This is a genomic window from Microvirga aerophila (assembly GCF_003332305.1).
Classification (GTDB): Bacteria; Pseudomonadota; Alphaproteobacteria; order Rhizobiales; family Beijerinckiaceae; genus Microvirga; species Microvirga aerophila.
In genome coordinates, this window is sequence record NZ_QOIO01000002.1 from 134,807 (window position 1) to 153,126 (window position 18,320).

18 protein-coding genes are annotated in these 18,320 nt (G+C 60.4%); 9 read left to right on the forward strand and 9 right to left on the reverse strand.

Annotated features, from left to right (window positions below; translation table 11 throughout):
- Positions 1–53: 53 nt before the first annotated feature.
- Both DRB19_RS01895 and DRB19_RS01900 read left to right on the forward strand, forming a co-directional pair.
- Positions 54–740: a D-lyxose/D-mannose family sugar isomerase gene (locus DRB19_RS01895; RefSeq protein ID WP_114184333.1), complete on the forward strand. Its 687-nt coding sequence runs from the start codon at positions 54–56 to the stop codon at positions 738–740.
- Between the two features lie 92 nt (positions 741–832).
- A complete protein-coding gene (locus tag DRB19_RS01900; protein WP_114184334.1) occupies positions 833–1,687 on the forward strand; it encodes an oxidoreductase in 855 nt (284 codons plus the stop codon).
- Positions 1,688–1,785: 98 nt separating this feature from the next.
- Here the strand turns inward: DRB19_RS01900 and DRB19_RS01905 are convergent, their stop codons facing one another.
- The 9 genes from DRB19_RS01905 to DRB19_RS01945 form a co-directional block, all read right to left on the reverse strand.
- Positions 1,786–3,027 carry an LVIVD repeat-containing protein gene (locus DRB19_RS01905; protein WP_114184335.1) on the reverse strand — a complete coding sequence of 414 codons (1,242 nt, stop codon included), beginning with the start codon at positions 3,025–3,027 and terminating at the stop codon, positions 1,786–1,788.
- 92 nt (positions 3,028–3,119) lie between these two features.
- Positions 3,120–3,965 (reverse strand): ABC transporter permease, encoded by an 846-nt coding sequence (locus DRB19_RS01910; RefSeq protein ID WP_114184336.1) that lies wholly within the window; start codon positions 3,963–3,965, stop codon positions 3,120–3,122.
- The gene (locus DRB19_RS01915; RefSeq protein WP_114184337.1) at positions 3,962–4,708 is read right to left on the reverse strand and encodes an ABC transporter permease; all 747 of its coding nucleotides are present in this window, start codon (positions 4,706–4,708) and stop codon (positions 3,962–3,964) included. The genes DRB19_RS01910 and DRB19_RS01915 overlap by 4 nt, the downstream gene beginning before the upstream one ends.
- Positions 4,708–5,535, reverse strand: coding sequence for an ABC transporter ATP-binding protein (locus DRB19_RS01920; protein ID WP_114184338.1), 828 nt, complete (start codon positions 5,533–5,535; stop codon positions 4,708–4,710). The genes DRB19_RS01915 and DRB19_RS01920 overlap by 1 nt, the downstream gene beginning before the upstream one ends.
- Positions 5,532–6,545: an ABC transporter substrate-binding protein gene (locus DRB19_RS01925; protein ID WP_114184339.1), complete on the reverse strand. Its 1,014-nt coding sequence runs from the start codon at positions 6,543–6,545 to the stop codon at positions 5,532–5,534. The genes DRB19_RS01920 and DRB19_RS01925 overlap by 4 nt, the downstream gene beginning before the upstream one ends.
- 500 nt (positions 6,546–7,045) lie before the next feature.
- The gene (locus DRB19_RS01930; protein ID WP_114184340.1) at positions 7,046–7,918 is read right to left on the reverse strand and encodes an energy transducer TonB; all 873 of its coding nucleotides are present in this window, start codon (positions 7,916–7,918) and stop codon (positions 7,046–7,048) included.
- Complete coding sequence (exbD, locus tag DRB19_RS01935; protein ID WP_114184341.1) at positions 7,915–8,355, reverse strand: TonB system transport protein ExbD; 441 nt, start codon at positions 8,353–8,355, stop codon at positions 7,915–7,917. Before exbD ends, DRB19_RS01930 begins: the two co-directional genes overlap by 4 nt.
- Before the next feature lie 4 nt (positions 8,356–8,359).
- Positions 8,360–9,328, reverse strand: coding sequence for a tonB-system energizer ExbB (gene exbB, locus DRB19_RS01940; RefSeq protein ID WP_114184342.1), 969 nt, complete (start codon positions 9,326–9,328; stop codon positions 8,360–8,362).
- A gap of 47 nt (positions 9,329–9,375) precedes the next feature.
- Positions 9,376–10,392, reverse strand: a complete 1,017-nt coding sequence (locus DRB19_RS01945; protein ID WP_162815556.1) for a tetratricopeptide repeat protein — start codon at positions 10,390–10,392, stop codon at positions 9,376–9,378.
- Positions 10,393–10,783: 391 nt separating this feature from the next.
- Here DRB19_RS01945 and DRB19_RS01950 point away from each other — a divergent pair, with 391 nt between their 5' ends.
- The 7 genes from DRB19_RS01950 (at position 10,784) to DRB19_RS01980 (ending at position 18,315) form a co-directional block, all read left to right on the forward strand.
- Positions 10,784–12,961, forward strand: coding sequence for a TonB-dependent receptor (locus tag DRB19_RS01950; protein ID WP_162815557.1), 2,178 nt, complete (start codon positions 10,784–10,786; stop codon positions 12,959–12,961).
- 68 nt (positions 12,962–13,029) lie between these two features.
- Positions 13,030–13,713: a Fe2+-dependent dioxygenase gene (locus DRB19_RS01955; RefSeq protein WP_114184345.1), complete on the forward strand. Its 684-nt coding sequence runs from the start codon at positions 13,030–13,032 to the stop codon at positions 13,711–13,713.
- A 73-nt stretch (positions 13,714–13,786) separates the two neighbouring features.
- A complete protein-coding gene (locus DRB19_RS01960; protein WP_114184346.1) occupies positions 13,787–14,548 on the forward strand; it encodes a siderophore-interacting protein in 762 nt (253 codons plus the stop codon).
- Between the two features lie 42 nt (positions 14,549–14,590).
- On the forward strand, positions 14,591–15,529 hold the full coding sequence (locus DRB19_RS01965; RefSeq protein WP_114184347.1) for a siderophore ABC transporter substrate-binding protein: 939 nt from the start codon (positions 14,591–14,593) through the stop codon (positions 15,527–15,529).
- A gap of 110 nt (positions 15,530–15,639) precedes the next feature.
- Positions 15,640–16,602 carry an ABC transporter permease gene (locus DRB19_RS01970; RefSeq protein WP_114184348.1) on the forward strand — a complete coding sequence of 321 codons (963 nt, stop codon included), beginning with the start codon at positions 15,640–15,642 and terminating at the stop codon, positions 16,600–16,602.
- Complete coding sequence (locus tag DRB19_RS01975) at positions 16,595–17,560, forward strand: iron chelate uptake ABC transporter family permease subunit (protein ID WP_245439230.1); 966 nt, start codon at positions 16,595–16,597, stop codon at positions 17,558–17,560. Before DRB19_RS01970 ends, DRB19_RS01975 begins: the two co-directional genes overlap by 8 nt.
- Positions 17,557–18,315, forward strand: a complete 759-nt coding sequence (locus DRB19_RS01980) for an iron ABC transporter ATP-binding protein (protein ID WP_114184349.1) — start codon at positions 17,557–17,559, stop codon at positions 18,313–18,315. The genes DRB19_RS01975 and DRB19_RS01980 overlap by 4 nt, the downstream gene beginning before the upstream one ends.
- Positions 18,316–18,320 lie beyond the last annotated feature (5 nt).

Below are 18,320 nucleotides of genomic sequence, written 5' to 3' on the forward strand. Positions count from 1 at the left end.
GGCTGAGCGGAGAAGCGGAAGAATGCGAGCCTTTTGTAACCGGGAGAAGGTCAATGCGGCGATCCGCGATCAACTCGCTCATGAGGGAAGCACGAGCACTGCTTTCTGAACATCGGTTCCATCTGCCGCCGTGGGCTGATTGGTCGCCGGAGGAATGGCAGGGCCATCCTGAGACCGCAGCCTATTGCCGGAATCGTCAGATGGGTTGGGACGTGACGGATTTCGGATCAGATCAATTCGACAAGAGAGGCCTTTTGCTTTTTTGCATTCGCAACGGGATCCAGGGTCATATCCACGAAGTGCCGTATGCGGAGAAGATCCTGATCGTTCGAGAGAACCAGGAAACGCCATGGCACTATCATGCCGTTAAAATGGAGGACATCATCGTGCGCGGGGGCGGCAATCTCATCGTAGAGTGCTTCCAACTAGACGATCAGAGCAAGCGTCTCACCCAGCCTTTCGAGGTTCTCACTGATGGAATGCGCCGCATTGTCGAGCCAGGAGAGCCAGTCCGGTTAAAGCCGGGCGAAAGCATCACCTTGCCGCGCAGGCTGGTGCACCGCTTCTATGGCGAGGCCGGAAGCGGCACGGTACTCGCAGGCGAGGTCAGCCAAGTGAATGATGACCTGACCGACAACTACTTCGTGGATCCTGTTGGACGCTTTTCGCGCATCGAGGAGGATGATCCGTCGCTTCATCCGCTCTGGCGCGAAATCCCGGTCATTGGGCTTAGGGGATAGCGGCGCGCTCGCTAGACGATTGCTAGCATGGCCCAGAACCCTATTTGCCATCCGGCGGCAGGCTTCCTACCGTCCGAACGAGGAGTTACGGAATGGCACTGAACGATAACCCAGTCTGGTTCATCACCGGTTGTTCTACGGGCTTTGGCCGGGAACTGGCCCAACTCGTTCTCCGCCGTGGGTGGCGCGCTGTGGTGACAGCTCGAGATGCGGCCCGCGTCGAGGACCTCACGGCGGGACACGAAGATCGGGCATTGGCTCTCGGCCTCGACGTCACGAGCGACGAACAGATCAAGGCAGCCGTTGCGCAGACCGAGAAGCAGTTTGGCGCAATTGACGTCCTCGTGAACAATGCAGGGTACGGCTACCAATCCTCTATCGAGGAGGGCGTCGATGAGGAGATCCGTGCCCAGTTCGAGACCAACGTGTTCGGCCTTGCCGCGATGACCCGAGCCGTGTTGCCAGGAATGCGAGCGCGTCGGCGCGGGCATATCGTCAATATCTCATCACAGGCGGGTTTCATCGGCTTTGAAGGATCCGGCTTTTATGCGGCGACGAAGCATGCGGTGGAGGCGCTGTCCGATGCGCTCTCTCGTGAGGTCGCTCCCCTTGGCATCAGGGTCACATGTGTGGAACCGGGGCCTTTTCGCACAGATTGGGCCGGACGGTCGCTGAAACAGAGGCGCCCCGCCATAGCCGATTACCAGAGCACGGTTGGCGCCCGTCTGGAGACGACGGCAAGCTACAGCGGCAAACAGCCCGGTGATCCCGTTCGGGCGGCCGAAGCGATTGTCAAGGCAGTTGAAGCCGAGAAGCCCCCCAAGCACTTGGTCCTGGGAAGCGTCGCGCTCGACGGAATCCGGAACAAGCTGAACGAGACGCTTGCCGAAATCGAAGCCTGGAATGAGATCAGCCGCAGCGCTGACTATCCTGAAAGCGAACGCTGACGTGACAGTCGGCGTTCGTCTCCTCGCTTACACCGGGACCTATTGACGAGAGCCGTCACCGGCTAGGTGCCGATGACGGCTCGAAAGAGCTCTGCTTCTCAGAATTCCATCTCGAGAATGTACAGGCCGCCGACATGTCGATCCATGGTGTAGACGACGCCACGCTCGTCGACGAATACGTCATTGAGCTGAATCGTGCCGGTGGGAGAGAGGGGTGGCGCAGCCGGCACATAATAGCCTACTTCGCGCGGCTGGAATGGGTCGGAAATATCATACGCGCGCAGCCCCGCGTTGAAGAAGGTGCCGACAATGATCCGATCCGAGGTCCAGGACGTGGGACGCGGCACATTCTCGTGGACGTTATGGGCGCCGAAGCGTCCACCCTTATGCCCAAACACATCGGCTGGCGGAGCCGGCAGGGTGGAGATCGGAATCGGGTTTGCCTCGCTGCGGGCGTCGAGCACCCATACAAGCTTGGGCCAATCGGCCATGTCGTCCTGAACGCACTCGTCGGTAACGACGTAGAGATCGCGGTCGAAGAGCGGTAGAAGCGTGTGCGTGAAGCCAAAATAGGGCGGCGAGTTATCCCAGCGGGAAACCATCTTCGGGTTCGCCTTGTCGGAAATGTCGAGCACGATAGCGCCCGCATCCAGATAGCCGAGATAGGCCCTGTCCGGCCGCTGGGGATAAACGTTGGTGTTGTGTGCGCGGAAACCGAAATCGGCTTTGGCCTCGTGCCGCACAGGTGGCGGCTCTGCATCGCCTTCCCTGGTCCCAGGCAGCCACCAGCGCCCGACCTCCTTGGGATTGGCTGGATCTCGCACGTCGAAGATGCGGTAGATCTGATCGTCGAGCTGGTTGCGCGGCTGGAAGTCCGGCGCGCCGGAGGACATATGGATATACTCACCGTCGACAAACCAGAGCTGGTGGACTCCGCGGGAATACGGTCCAGAGCAATCGACAAAAGAGATTGAGCGCGGATTTTCCGGCACAGAAATGTCAAACAGCTCAAACCCGGCCGGCTTCTGACCAGGCTTCTTGGTTTGATAGGCGACCGCCATGATATCGCCGACGACTTCGAGGGAGTTCGAGCGCATATGAAGCTCGGGCAGCTCCGTCTGGACGACAAGCCGGGGGTTCTTGAGATCGGTGACGTCAAGTCCCGTGAAGTTTTTGGGAGCGTTCTCGTGGGCCATCCACATGATGCGGCGGCCATCCCGGGTCAGCTGGATCGACATACCCTCGCCCATGCCGCCAAAGCCTCCGAGCTCGTGCTGAGCTATGAGCCGAAAATTCCATGCCAGCTCCTGAGAGCCGAGCGGCTTAACGAATGTCGTCATGTTTGTCCTCGTGGTCAATGGATGCGAATTGTCGAGCGATCAGGTTCGCATTTGTTAAAGCGCGGCAGGTCGCCGGGTGGTGGATCACGACGTTAGCGCCGTGATTCGGGGTGCCACACGAGTAGACGTCCTCTGATGTATTCGAGGCTGCGGATCACCACGAAGCCCAGGAACGCTATTTCGACGATACCGGTAAAGACGCCAACCGAGTCCGCAAATCGGCCTGCCGTGATCATCGTGCCGCCGATTCCTCGGCCGCCCATCAACATTTCGGTTACGACAGTCGTGATCATTCCAACCGGGAGGGCAATTTGCAGGCCTGTGATGATTTGCGGCGAAGCGAGCGGCAGAACGACTTCCCATAAAACCTCCCGGTCCTTCGCGCCCAATGATCGAGCCGACCAGACCGGCCATTTGTCCACCGCCGACGTGCCGGCGAATGTGGCCGTCACGATGGGGAAGAAGCACGAGAATGCGACCATGATGATCTTCGACGTATCGAAGATATCGAACCACAGGATGAAGATTGGCAGGAACGCGATCTTCGGCATGGGGAAGCCCACGGAGATCAACGGATCAAAGAACCATCGGAGCGCCGCAGAGCGCGACATCAAAACGCCAAGGGGAATGGCAATAGCCGCCGCGATGAAGAATCCCGAGAGCGCGCGATAAAGCGTCAGGGCAAGATCCACGAACACAGTGCCGGAGAGGATGTCCTCCCATAGCCGTTGCAGGACTTGGCTGAGGGGCGGCAGGAGGAAGGGGTGCACGAGGTCAAGGCGCGTCACGGTTTCCCATAGAACACAGAGAAACAGGATGACGGCGGCCTGAACTCCCGCATCGCCTAGGGCCAGCCTGTAGGCACTTGAGGTGCGCTGGCCTTGCAATGCTTCGGCAGGAAGCTTGACGGTTGTATTGCCGTCGCCAGCACTCGTCATGGCTCCCTCCAGCGAAGTTGGTTTCGGGCAAAGGCTGCGTACAGCCTGTCGGCCGCGAAGCCCGCAGCCGCAACCGTGAAGATCACAGCGAACATTGCAGGATACGTACCGCTGTCGCCAAGCGAACTGATGAGAAAGCCCACGCCATCCTTAGCGATGACGAACTCGGAGCTGACCATCAGGATGAACGAAAAGGCCAGAGCGGTCCGGCACCCGGCCAGAATATCAGGCATGGCGGCGGGAATGACCACTTCGCGCAAGACCTCCCACTTGGTCGCACCCAGGCTTGCGGCAGACCAGCGGAAGAAATGATTGACCCCGCGGGCGCCGTTATAAGTGCTCACGATCACAGGCAGGAGGCAGCCCAGGAAGATCAGGAAAATCTTCGAAGAGTCGCCCAACCCGAACCAGATCATTACCAGGGGAATCAGTGCCGACTTCGGCATCGGGTAGAAGATTTGCACGATCGGGTTCACGAGCAGGCGGAATGGCCGGAAGGTCGCCATGAAGAGCCCAGCCGCAATGCCGACCACAATGGCGGCCACCAGGCCAGCCGCCGCACGACTGAGCGATCGAACAGCATTCGTCACCAGTTCGCCGCTTACGATCAGATCCCACAAGGCTCCAGCGACTGTCAGCGGGCCTGGAAGCATCTCGGGCGGCACAAGTCCCGACACCGTGAGAAGCTGCCAAAAAACGAGCATCAGCAGAAGCGGCACATAGCGCAGGATGGGAGAATACATCAGTGCTCTCCGCGGCTGGCGCTGATGGCCTGCTCACGAACCAGACGCCAGATACGCTCGCTGAGTTCGAGAAACTCTGGCCTCTCCAGAATCTCTTCACCGCGGTCCTGTGGTAAATTGACGTCAATGACGTGTTGAATGCGCCCCGGACGCGCACTCATGATGGAGATTCGATCTGCGAGAAAAACCGCCTCGTGGACATCATGCGTCACGAAAACCACGGTCTTGCGGCTGCGCTGCCAGATCGCGCGAAGTTCCTCCTGCATAACGCGCCGGGTTTGCGCATCAAGCGCGCCGAAGGGCTCATCCATGAGAAGGATTTCCGGATCGACGGCAAGAGTGCGGGCAATGGCGGCGCGCTGCTGCATGCCGCCGGAGAGTTGCGATGGATACGCGTTCTCGAAGCCCTTCAGCTGAACGAGGTTGATGAATTCCCGCGCGCGGCTTTCAGCCTCGGCGGCTCCGATCCCCTGCTTCTTGAGCCCATAGACGATATTTTGCAAAACCGTCTTCCATGGGAAAAGCGCGAAGTTCTGAAACACGATGCTTCGCTCAGGCCCGGGAGCCGTCACCTTGCCCTTGCGGGTCGCGATCGTCCCCTGCTGAATCGGAATGAACCCGCCGATCAGATACAGCAATGTGCTCTTGCCGCACCCTGAAGGTCCAAGCAGCGCGTGGAACTCATTTTCCCGAATATCGAGATTGATGTTATCGAGCGCGAGAACTCCGGACCCGTGCCGCGAGCCATACGAATGGGAGACGCCATCGATAACGATCCCGGTTCCGCTATCCGCATGGGAGCGATCCTGAATGGCGGCCATCGTCATTGGCCAGCCTCAATCCGGCGTTTTGCCTCTTCGACAAAGCTCAAGTCCACGTATTTGGGCGCAAGCTCAAGCTTGGTCGGCGACAGGCCGACTTCGTGAGCGATATTGATGCTGTCCTGCAGGGTCTTGACGTTCGGGAACAGGAACGGGTCGCGGTAATAATCCTTCTTTGTGAAGACATGGCTCAGCTTCTCCGGCGGCTGCTTCATGAAGCTGCTGATGATCTGGACAGCTTCCGTGCGGTTGGCCGGATCGCGGAACCACCGCATGGCGCGAACATGGTCCTCAAAGAAGTCGTTGAGGGCCTGCCGGTTCTTCTCGAGGAAGTCAGCTCGTGCCACGAGCGAAACGAGTTGGGAAGGACCAACAGCCTCCTTCGCTCGAAACAACACCTCGTAATTGCCAGTTGCAAGAAGCTGATCGGACTGTGGCTGAAGCACAGTACCCATATCGATCTTCTTCTCATCGAGCATGGGAGGAATGTTCGGGAACGCGACCTCAACGACAGTGTAGTCACGCTTATCCTGCAACCCTTTACTTTTGAACATAGCTCGGATGGCCGTGTCGGATGCGGAGCCGATTGCGTTGCTTCCAACGCGTTTGCCTTTCATGTCAGCGATCGTCTTGATCCCGGAATCCTTACGGACGAGGAACGTCTCGGAGTGGTAATCCTCAACCCCGTCCTGGATGATGTCGGCGACGACCTTCACATTCTGGCGTGCATTCGTGACTGCGAGCACGATGGTCAGGGCAGAGAACGCCGCCATATCGATCTCCCCTGCCGCCATTGCGGTGATCTGAGGGGAGCTGCCACGAAACAGGATGGGCTCAACCGTATAGCTCTTGCCGTAATGCTTGAGAATGTCGGGTTTCGAATAGAGCACCGGGATCATGTGACCCGGCATTGTCGACCAGCCAATGCGGATATTGACAGGCTCCGCGGCCGCTCCGCTGGTGAACGCAAAGGCAGCGAAGACGACTCCACTCAACTTCTTGACGACGTGGTTCATGGGCGTTTCCTATCCTGAAGTGCTCTCTGCGCCACTCGGCGGCTGGGCTGCTTATGTGCAGCCTCTCTCGATGCAAGCGGTAAGTTATCTGTCGATAATCTATGGCGTCAAGCCAGATAATCTCTTTCCATCGGCTCAAAGGAGTAACGATCGTCGTGATCGAACAAGCTTCAGACGCAATATTCGATTAGAAATTATTTTGCGGTCGATCATGAAAACTGATCGCCTCTTGCCTGCCCGCCTAACGAGTGCTTCCAGATAATGGGCCAAAAGCGTCGCGGAGCTTGGCAAATGGCGATGCAGCCATCGGTCGTTTTCTTTCATGGCCGAGACTCAGAACGGCCGACGATGCACGGCCTGAGCATATAGCCGGCCCTTGAGTTTAGCCGCCGGCTGCGATCGTCACGCTTGAGGTAACCGTGCACGTGAAGATCGCCTCACGCCACTCCACTCATCCGAGGAAGCTCCGGTCTTGTTCCGGAATTCACTCGAATGTAATATCAGTTGAGGTTGAAGCGCACCGGAACCGTGAGGCTGATGCGGGAGCCGGGCACCTCCGGCGGAGGCGCGGGAAGCGGCGAGGCACGCTGGATCATGGACAAGGCCTCCTGATCGAGGCTTGCGGAGCCAGAGCTCCCGGAGATCTGATAGCCGATCACGCGGCCGCTTCGGTCAATGGAAAAACTCAGACGCACAGTCCCCTCCTCCCGCCGCGACCGGGCGTCACCCGGATAGCGCTTGGCCCGGTTGAGCTGAGCCAGGAGAGCGCCCCGCCAGTTGGCAGGCGACATGGACGACGTCGCAGCAACACTGGCCGACGGCGCGGCCGGGGCCGCGACGGGAGCCGCTTGCACGCGGGGCGGAGCCGTCGCTGTTCTGGTCTGAGGACGAACCTGCTTTTTCTCCTTGGAACGCTCGACCAGACGCGGCCGCTCGACAGGCCGTTTAGGTGGTCGAGCCTGACCGTTTGGCGCGGGGAGAACGACTGCGGGATTTGGAATGGGCGGAGTTTCCCGAATATTCAGCTTCGCATCGATTTGCAGTTGAGGCTTCGTCTCCTCGAATACCGGCTCGGCGGGCTCGGGTGGCGGCTCCGACTCGACGGGCGCCTCAGCCGTTTCGGTGACGGGCTCCGACTGGACGTCCTTGATCTCGGGCCCCGGAGCGACATCCACGGGCTCGGCCGCGGGAGCCACGGGAAGAGGCGCCAGTTCGACCATGATGGCGGGAGCTGCTTCGCCGGCCGATGCGTCAGGCTGCTGCCGCGTGATGATCCACGCACCAGCCGCATGGGCGACTAGCACGACGAGACCCGCGCCGCCCCAGCGAGCCCAGCTGCGCCATCCTCCGGTGTCGAGGAAATCGGCATTCATGGCTGCGCAGCACCTTCGGGCGTGGCTTCGAGCCCGACGAGCGCGATCTTGAGGTAGCCTGCCTGCCGAAGAAGATTCATGACCTCCATGAGATCGCCGTAAGCGACGGCTTTGTCGGCGCGCAGGAACACCCGCTGCTCCCGGTCGGATCCCGTCTGCTGGTCGAGCGCAGCCTGCAGGCTCTCCCGGACGATGGCGTCGTTGCCGAGAGTAAGCGAGAGGTCGCCCTTGACCGTCAGGAACATGGGCTTGTCGGGCCTCTGCTGAGGCTGGGCGTTGGACGCCGGCAGATCGACCGCGACATCGACCGTCGAGAGTGGCGCTGCGACCATGAAGATGATCAGAAGGACCAGGATGACATCGATGAACGGCGTGACGTTGATCTCGCTGACTTCACCGAGTTCGTCGTCATGGCTTTCCTTGAGACTGATGCCCATGAGGCTACTCCGCCTTGCGGGCGCGGATGGCGGCCGCGCTTTGGAGCGCCACCACCGGGGATGCGGCCGCCATTCGCCGGTCGAGGTCCCGCGAGAGGTGGCGCATCACTTCGGCGGAAGCATCCGAGAGCAGGCCCCGATAGCCGGCAATCGCGCGGGCGAAGACGTTGTAGATGACGACGGCCGGAATGGCCGCCACGAGTCCGATCGCGGTCGCGAGCAGCGCCTCGGCGATGCCTGGGGCCACGACGGCAAGATTGGTGGTCTGCGCCTGAGAGATCCCGATGAAGGAATTCATGATGCCCCACACGGTGCCGAAGAGGCCCACGAAGGGCGCTGTCGATCCGATTGTCGCGAGCAATCCCGTGCCGCGTGTCATCTGACGGCCGGCGCGGGCTTCGATGCGCGAGATCGATATGGCGACCCGCTCCTTGATGTCGTCGGCCGGCAGCTTTTCGGATCGCTGCGCCTCGTCGTAGGCGGCTGCGACCAAGGCGGAGACGGGCTTGCTCTTGATGGAACCAGCATTTACCTGCTCCCTCGCCTGCACGAGGCCGCCCGCCCTGCTCAGCAGCTCGACAGCCTTACGCGCCCCCTGCTTGGCCCCCAGCAGCTCGATGCCTTTGGCGAGCCACACGGTCCAGGTCACGAGCGATGCGAAGGCAAGCCCCAGCATGACGGCCTTCACGACAAGGTCAGCCGCAATGAACATGCCCCATGGGGAGAGATCGTGGGGCATCTGGAGCGACGCAGGGCGGCTGGCTCCAGACACGGTGCCCGGAGCAGGATCGGCCTGTGAGGCCTGCGTACCACCTGGGGCTATCACGACCGGCGCAGGCGCGTCGGTCGTGCGCTGTTCCATGGGCGCGGCAGGCTGGTTTGCATCCGAGGGCGCGGCTCCTTGGGCAAGAGCACCGGCGATGGCGAGCAAACCCGCCAGCAGTGTCGCGGACACGAGGGAGAACAACCGCATGCCGATGATCGTGCGACCTGTTCTCGTTTCAGATGAAGTGATCCGTCTCACTGTCCTGCTCCCTCATGAGAACCATGCGGTAAATTCCGCTTCGGCCAGAGCTGCCTAATGAGCTCGATGGCTTTGGCAAAGCTTGCGTCGGCAGGCTGCTCCCGCCTCCCGGCAAAAACCGAAAGGGAATGTCTTGCATCCCTGTGGCCGCTCCTGGCGGCACGCCCGAGCCACGCTGCGGCCTCCTCGTGACGGCTGCAGTTCAAGATAGCCCGTCCATAGGCGTAGAAATCACAGGCTTCGCCGCTCCGGCAGCAGCGCTCCAGAGCCCGCAAGCCCGCGTCGTGGAACGTGACGTATGGATGGTTGAGGAGATCAGGTCCTGCGGAGCGAAGAAAGTTATCCGTACCGCCTTCGATGGCCCGGCCGAGCCAATCGAGCGCTTCGCCAGGGCGGCTATCGGCCAGCAGGCGCGCCAGATGGTACTGGCTCCAGAAGTCGTCGCCTTCGGCTGCCTTGCGATACCATTGCGCGGCCAGCGCGAGGTCGGGCGGAACCTCCCAGCCCTCCTCATGGAAGCGGCCCACCATTCCCATTGCCTTGGCATGGCCCTGCCCGGCAGCACGCATATACCATTGCAACGCTTGGGCTCGGTCGCGCTCGATCCCTTCGCCGTAAAGGAGCATGCTGGCGAGGTTGTACTGTCCCCAATCGGACGACTTGGCGGCCGCTTTTTCGTACCACCGCATGGCCTCAGCGTGATTGACCGTCACGCCCCAGCCCAACTCATGGCATCGTCCGACCATGTTGATCCCGTCGATGCTGCCGATCTCGGCCGCGCGCCGGAACCAGCGATAGGCGGCTGTCGGGTCGCGCCCCACGCTGCGTCCGTCCAGAAGCATCTGTCCCCAGGTGACTTGGGCCGTCTTGAAGCCGTGCCGGGCAGCCGCATGGACCCAGCACGCCGCCTCGCGAGGATCTCCAGACAGGATGGAAGCCCATTCCTGCGGGGTCAGCAGCCGCAACCGAACAGCCGAAATGTCGCCAGGGTCAGCGCTTGGGGATGACGTCATAACGATTGATATCCAGATCGAACAGAGCAAGGCCCAGATTTCCAAAGAAACGCATTGCTCTTCTGTGTCACTTGCCTGTGCCTCTCGCTCGGCTCTTAATGGCACATATGTATCCATTCAAGACAATTTACAGTAATCGATGAAATTTAGAAGTGTTCAAATCTAGAGATATTATTCTTCTATTTCTTTAGAATAATTTTAAACTGGCAATGACTCTAGATTAGAGACACTATAAAAGATAATGCTTGCGAGTTTTGGCAAGGTTCCCATAGAGAACCCTCATCGGAGTCTAGGTTTGGGGGGTTGGCCTATGAGTGGATCAATTTTATTACGCGACAACGTTTCCAGCGCTAAGTTAGGAGCAGGCATCGCCGCCACTCTGGGGGTCTTCATGCCTGTCGGAGCCGGTGCGCAGGAAGCTGAAACGATTGATCTTTCGACCGTCGAAGTGGGAGCCTCGGGCGGAGAAGCGGCCAACGCGCTGAATGCTGGAACGGGCCTTTCGCGGCTTCCCGGGCGTGTTCAGGACATTCCCCAGACTATCAACGTCGTTCCCAAGGAAGTTCTCGAGCAGCAGAACGTCACCACTCTCGAGCAGGCCCTTCGCAACGTGCCAGGCGTGACCCTGTCGGTCGGCGAAGGCAATGGCGGCCTCAACGGCGACCAGTTCCGCATTCGCGGGTTCCAGGCGAAGAACGACATCTATGTCGACGGCCTGAGGGACTTCGGTGTTTATGTACGCGACAGCTTCAACATCGAGAACGTGCAGGTGCTGAAAGGCCCGTCCTCGGAAAGCTTCGGCCTCGGCACTACGGGTGGCGTTATCAACAGCACGTCGAAGGGGTCCTTCCTGGGCAGCCTCACCGCCGTGGACGGAACCATCGGCAATGGCCCACTCGGACGCGGAACCTTTGACGTGAACCGGCAGATCGATGACACGACAGCCATCCGCATCAACGGCATGATCCATGATCAGGACATCGTGGACCGCGACAACGTCGTGTCCGACCGCTGGGGCTTCGCGAGTTCGCTCGGCTTAGGCCTGGGAACGGACACGACCTGGTTCCTCAACTACTTCCATCAGCACACCGATCGCACGCCCGATTACGGCGTGCCAACGGTGCAGATCCCGGGAACGCGCAGGGCGCTGCCGGTCACGGAGTTCGGCGTTCCCCGCTCGACTTCTTTTGTCCGTTCGACCGATCAGGACGTGGCCAATGTCGACCTTCTGACGTCGCTTTTGAGCATCAAGGCGACTGACTGGCTGACCATTACGAACGATACGCGTCTTTCCTTCTATGATCGGGCGTTCTCTACCACATCGGCAATCTGCGTCGAAGCCTGCGTGTTCGACTTCTTCCGGGGGCGCAACCCCATCGTAGGCTATAGCGCGGGCGGCGGCGCGTCCTACTGGCAGAATGCCTGGGGCATCCAGAACGTCATGACCGGCGTCGCCAAGTTCCATACGGGCTTCCTGCGGCACGAAGTGGTGGCAGGCCTCGATCTGTTCTACCAGAATGACGAACGCAACGGCGCAACGGTGCTCGGCGTCCGTCCCGATCAGACTCTCTGGTCGCCCACATTCGCCAACACCACCGGCTATGCCATCGCGCGCAACCCGAACAACCGCCGTGAGGGCTACGGAACCAATGTGGGCGTTTTCGCCAGCGACCGGGTCTGGCTTAACGACACGTTCTCGGTTCTCGGCGGCCTACGGTGGGACGACTTCTCGAGCCGATATCGCAACACCAACACTACTCCCGGCCCGCCGCTCGGGCAGTTCAATCCGTGGCAGGAGACCGATACAAACTTCGTCAGCCCGAAGGCGAGCGTGATCTGGGAGCCGACTGCGGACCAGACCTTCTATGCGACCTATGCTCGCTCCTTCTCGCCGCCGGGGCAGTTAATCGCGAACTCGACGAACATCGAGGTTCCCTCCAGCGTGGTCGATCTCGAACCTGAAAAGAGCGATCTTTACGAGATCGGAACCAAGATCAGCTTCCTCGACGGGCGGCTCGGCTTCAATGCGGCTTTGTTCAGGGTCAACAAGAGCAACTCTACCGACATCGATCCGATCACCGGCGATATCGTCCTCGGCACGTTGGATGGCGGAGAGGCCAGGCGCGTGCAAGGTATCGAACTCGGCCTTACGGGGAAGGTCACTGACGCATGGACCGTGCAACTGGGTTACGCACATCTCGGCAGCAAGGTCAAGAACTCGGGAACGCCGACGAATATCGGCAATCGAGCGCAAGGCGTTCCTGAAAATTCAGCATCGGTCTGGACGACCTATGATCTGAGTCACCATCTTGCGAGCGTGCCCGGCAAGCTCTTGATCGGCGGCGGCGTTACCTATGACGACGGCTATTTCGCCGCCAGCGACAACATCACCTTCATCCCCGGCACGTTCTCGCTCGATGCGCTGGTTTCGTATGAGTACAAGAACTTCCGCATGGCGCTGAACGGCTACAACCTCACGGACGAGCTGAATTATACCAGCGCGTTCACATCCCGCGCAGTGCCGAGCGCCGGGCGCACCGTCACTCTCATGGTCGGGGCGAAGTTCTAACAAGCGCCTTCCAAGGTCCATCCGGGCAAGAGGTCCGGATGGACGTCCAGATAGATTGAGACATCACATTGCTCGTCCACATCAAAAACGTTCTGTCCGCGCAGGAGGTTGCCTATTGCCGGGAGATGCTGGAGGCATCACCCTGGGTCGATGGCAAGGTGACGGCCGGAGAGCAGGCGGCGAAGGCCAAGGTCAATCTTCAGATTCCGGAAGATTCGCCCGAAGCTCGCACGCTTGGAGACCTCATCCTGCGCGCGCTTGCGCGCAATCCCCTGTTCAATTCGGCCGCCCTCCCGCTGCGGGTGCTGCCGCCCATGTTCAACCGCTATGATGTGGGCATGGGCTTCGGAGCCCATGTGGATGGCGCGATCCGCGCGATCCCCGGCGCCAACATGCGGATGCGGGCGGACGTGTCCTCGACGCTGTTCCTGACCGCGCCCGAGGATTACGACGGCGGCGAGCTTGTGATCGAGGACACCTACGGCAGCCATTCTGTCAAACTGCCGGCGGGCGACATGATCGTATATCCAGCCACAAGCCTCCATCGGGTCGAACCCATCACGAGGGGGAGCCGCTGGTCTTCCTTCTTCTGGACGCAGTCCATGGTGAAGGATGAAGGTCTGCGGGCGCTTCTCTACGATCTCGATCTGTCCATCATCCAGGTTCGGCAGGACCTGGATGACGACAACCGTGCCGTCGTCGGATTGACCAGCTGCTATCACAACCTGCTGCGCCACTGGGCCGAGCTGTGATGCCGAACATCTGTCGCATCAGCATCTGTCGCATCAGCGCGCCGTCGCAGGGGATGGCAGGAAGGACGACCATATGACAATCTCCGTGAATGCCGATGCGAATGTCGGGCCGCGCCAGCGCCCTCCACTGCGGAGCTGGAGCATGCGGGTCGTGGACAGCTTCGATGTTGCCTCCAACATGCGGCGCATCATCCTGACGACGCGTGACATCGCCGAGTTCGCCTATAAGCCTGGTCAGGCCCTCGTGTTGATGGTGCCGCTGCCGAACGGCGAGATGGGACGGCGGGACTACACGATCCGGACCTTTGATCGCTCGGCAGGCACGATCGGTATCGACTTCGTGCTTCACGGCGACACACCGGCTCCAACCTGGGCGAGATCCGCGAGGCCGGGCGACATGATCGAGGCACGAGGCCCCCGTGGCGGGACCGTGCTGCGCCCGAATGCGGACTGGCACCTCCTGACCGGCGACGAAACCTGCATTCCAGCAATCGCCCATATCCTTGAGACGATGCCCGACGGATCGAAGGCATTCGTGTTCATCGAAGTGAGCGGCAAGGATGCCAAGGTTCCTTTGAAAACACGCGCGAACGCCGTGATACGTTGGATGCATCGGAACGACCTACCGCCTGGTCCGAGCAACCTGATGAACGGCGCGGTGCAGGATTTCGCGCTGCCGCCCGGCCGGGGACATGCCTACATCATCGGCGAGACCAGCAACGTGCGTCGCCAGCGCCACATGCTTATCGCGCGGGGCTTAACACTGAATCAGATCTCGTCCGAAGGTTACTGGCGCCCGGGCCGTATCGGCGGCCATGACCATGTCGACGACTGACACTGCATCAATCGACGCTCCCACCGTTTGGAGAATGATACCATGACGAATTCATCCACCCGTCGAATCCGTTCCTTCGCGGCCATCCTCGCCGGCGCGCTCGCGTTCGGTTCACTGACGATGGGCGCCGCCATCGCTCAGGACATCAGCGTCAAGCATGCCCAGGGCGAGACGACGGTTCCGGCGAGCCCTAAGAAGGTGCTTGTCTTCGATCCCGCATCGCTCGACATGCTCGATGCTCTCGGGGTGGAGGTCGCTGGAGTTCCGACTGGACGACTGCCGGGCTACCTCTCCAAATACAGTTCTGATCGATACGAGAAGATCGGCACCCTGTTCGAGCCCGACTATGAGGCCGTCAACGCAGCCGATCCGGATCTCATTATCGTCGGAGGCCGTTCGAGAGCCAAGTATCGCGATCTGGCCAAGATCGCCCCGACGATTGATCTGTCGACCGCGGAAGGAAACTTCGTCGGCAGCGTTGCCCAAAACCTCACACTGCTCGGCAAAATCTTCGACAGGCAGGCTCAGGCCGATGCCCTCGTGGCAAAGCTCGAAAGCTCGATTGCCAACCTCCGCCAGGACGCTGCGAAAGTCGGCAAAGGGCTTCTCGTCCTCACGACGGGCGGGAAGATGAGCGCCTACGGGCCTGGTTCGCGGTTCGGCGCGCTGCACTCGGAATTCGGGATCACGCCCGCGGTGGAGAATTTGGCCACAACGAACCATGGCCAGGCCATATCGGCGGAGTTCATCGCCAAGGCGAACCCGGATTGGCTGTTCGTGATCGACCGTGACGCAGCCATCGGTCAGCAAAGCGCTGCCGCTAAGGGCGTGCTGGACAACGAACTTGTTGCACAGACGACCGCCTGGAAGAATGGGCATGTGATCTATCTCGACCCGGTCAACTGGTATCTGGTCGGAGGTGGAATCACATCGCTGCAGGCAAGTGTCGACCAAGTTGCAAAGGCCATCGTCAAGAAATAGGTTCTCGACCCCCATTCTCACTACATCGTGCGGGTCACCTTTCCGGTGATCCGCATTCGTCATTGTCGACTCCTTTGCCGATAAGAACCTCTGACCTCTCCCGGACTGCCGTGAAACGCCTCCTGCTTGCCCTGTTCGTTGTCATGATCCTGGCTCTTGTTAGCCTGCTGATCGGCGCCGGCGATCTGTCGCTGGCATCGCTCCTATCGTCATGGCCGGGAGAGAACGCCATGCAGGTGCTGCTGGTCTCCCGCATTCCCCGGACGGTTGCGATCGTCCTCTCGGGAACCGGCATGGCCGTCGCGGGCATGATCATGCAGATGCTGACGCAGAACCGGTTCGTCGAACCGTCGACGGCGGGCACGGTGGAGTCGGCGAGCCTCGGCCTCCTCGTCGTGACGCTCGTTGCCCCGGGCGTCCCACCTCTCGTGAAGATGCTGGTCGCATCCGCCTTCGCGCTGGCGGGCACAGCCCTGTTCCTGCGCATCCTCAGGCTCATTCCCCTGCGGTCGGCGCTCACCGTTCCGCTCGTTGGGATTATGCTCGGCGGCATCGTCAGCGCGGTCACAACGTTCTTCGCCTATCGGTTCGACCTGCTCCAGTCCTTGAACGCCTGGACCACAGGCGACTTTTCAGGCGTCCTTCGCGGTCGCTACGAACTGCTTTGGGTTGCCTTTGGACTGACCGTGCTGGCCTATCTGGCGGCCGACCGGCTGACCCTGGCCGGAATGGGGCGCGATGTCGCGACGAATCTCGGGCTTCGCTATCGAAGCGTCGTGTCGCTCGGTCTCGTGATTGTCTCGATGGTGACGGCCGCCGTCGTGGCGACTGTCGGCATGATGCCATTCCTCGGCTTGATCGTGCCCAATGTGGTCAGCATGATGATGGGCGACAACATGCGCCGGTCGCTTCCCTGGATCGCGCTCCTCGGAGCGGGGCTCGTTCTAACCTGCGACATCGTCGGGCGCGTGATCTATGCGCCTTATGAGATCCCCATCGGAACCGTCATGGGCGTCGTCGGAAGTGCGCTGTTCCTGGCTCTACTCTTGAAGGGACGCGAGCGTCTTGCTTAAGTCCAGAGGGCTCCGCCCCATTCAGGTGATCCTCATCCTGGTTGCCCTGTCGGCGGTGTCGATCACACTGTTCATGACGGTGGGCGCGAAAGGCAGCTGGGGCTTCGTACTGCCGTTCCGGGGCACGAAGATCCTGTCCATGGTCCTCGTCGGCTATGCCATCGCGGTGTCGACTGTGCTGTTCCAGACGGTCAGCCACAACAGGATCCTGACGCCCTCTATCATGGGTTTCGACGCACTCTACATCCTCATCCAGACCGGCCTGATATTCCTGATCGGCTCGGGTGGCGTTGCGATGCTCGACCCGTGCCTGCTGTTCGCGTGCCAGGTGGTCCTGATGATCGTGTTTTCCGGCATTCTCTATCGCTGGCTTTTCTCGGGCAGCAGTCGGAGCCTTCACCTGCTCATTCTCGTGGGGATCGTGTTCGGCGTACTGTTTCGCAGCCTGTCAGGTTTCATGCAGCGGGTCATTGATCCCAACGAATTTGTCGTTTTGCAGGATCGCCTCTTCGCCAGCTTCAATAATGTCGACACCAGCCTGCTTGCGGTGTCCGCTGCGGCTGTCCTGGCGACATCCCTCGTCGGATGGCGGTTTATGCACACATACGACGTGCTGGCCCTGGGCCGCGAGACCTCGATCAACCTAGGCGTCAACCACACCAGAACCGTAACCATCGTACTCGTGTTGGTGGCGGTTCTCGTTTCCGTCTCCACGGCCCTCGTGGGGCCGGTCACGTTCTTTGGGCTTCTCGTGGCCAGCCTTGCCTACCAGATCGCCGGATCCCACAAACATGCCCTCGTACTTCCGGTCGCGACCCTTCTGGCCATCGTCTGCCTCGTTGGCGGGCAGTTCGTTCTCGAGCGGATCTTCGCTTTCGATACCGCCTTGAGCATCGTCATCGACTTCGTGGGCGGGATCGTTTTTCTTGCTCTGCTGATTAGGGGAAACACCCGATGATCGAGATTTGCAACGTCAGCAAGACACTCGGCGACACGATTGCGGTCAGGGGCGTGTCGCTGCAGATCCCCAGAAAGGGCGTCACATCCATCATCGGCCCCAACGGAGCCGGCAAATCCACGCTCCTGTCCATGGTCAGCCGCCTCTTGCCCATGACGGCCGGAACGGTGACGGTGGATGGCCTCGATGTCACCAGCGCGCCCTCCGATCTCCTGGCGAAGAGGCTGTCTATCCTTAGGCAGGACAACCGGATCTCGTCACGGCTCACAGTTCGGGATCTAGTGGAATTTGGCCGCTATCCCTACTCGAAGGGCCGCCTGACACCGGAAGACAGGGAAAAGGCGGCGGCGGCCATCGGGTTTCTCGACTTGGAAGACCTAACCGAACGCTTTCTTGATGAACTGTCAGGCGGCCAGTGCCAACGCGCCTACGTTGCCATGGTGCTTTGCCAGGATACAGACTATGTCCTGTTCGACGAGCCGCTGAACAACTTCGACATGAAGCACGCGGTCAACATGATGAAGCTCCTGCGCCGGGCGGCCGACGATCTCGGCAAGACGGTTGTCCTCGTCCTGCACGACCTCAATTTCGCCTCCTGCTACTCGGATTACATCGTTGCTATGCGCGACGGAGACGTCGCCCACCAGGGGACTCCCGACGAGATCATGAGGCGCGAGATCATCCGGAGCGTCTACGACATGGATGTCGAAATCCAGGACGTTCGTGGCCGGAAGATCACATTTTACTATACCTGACCAGT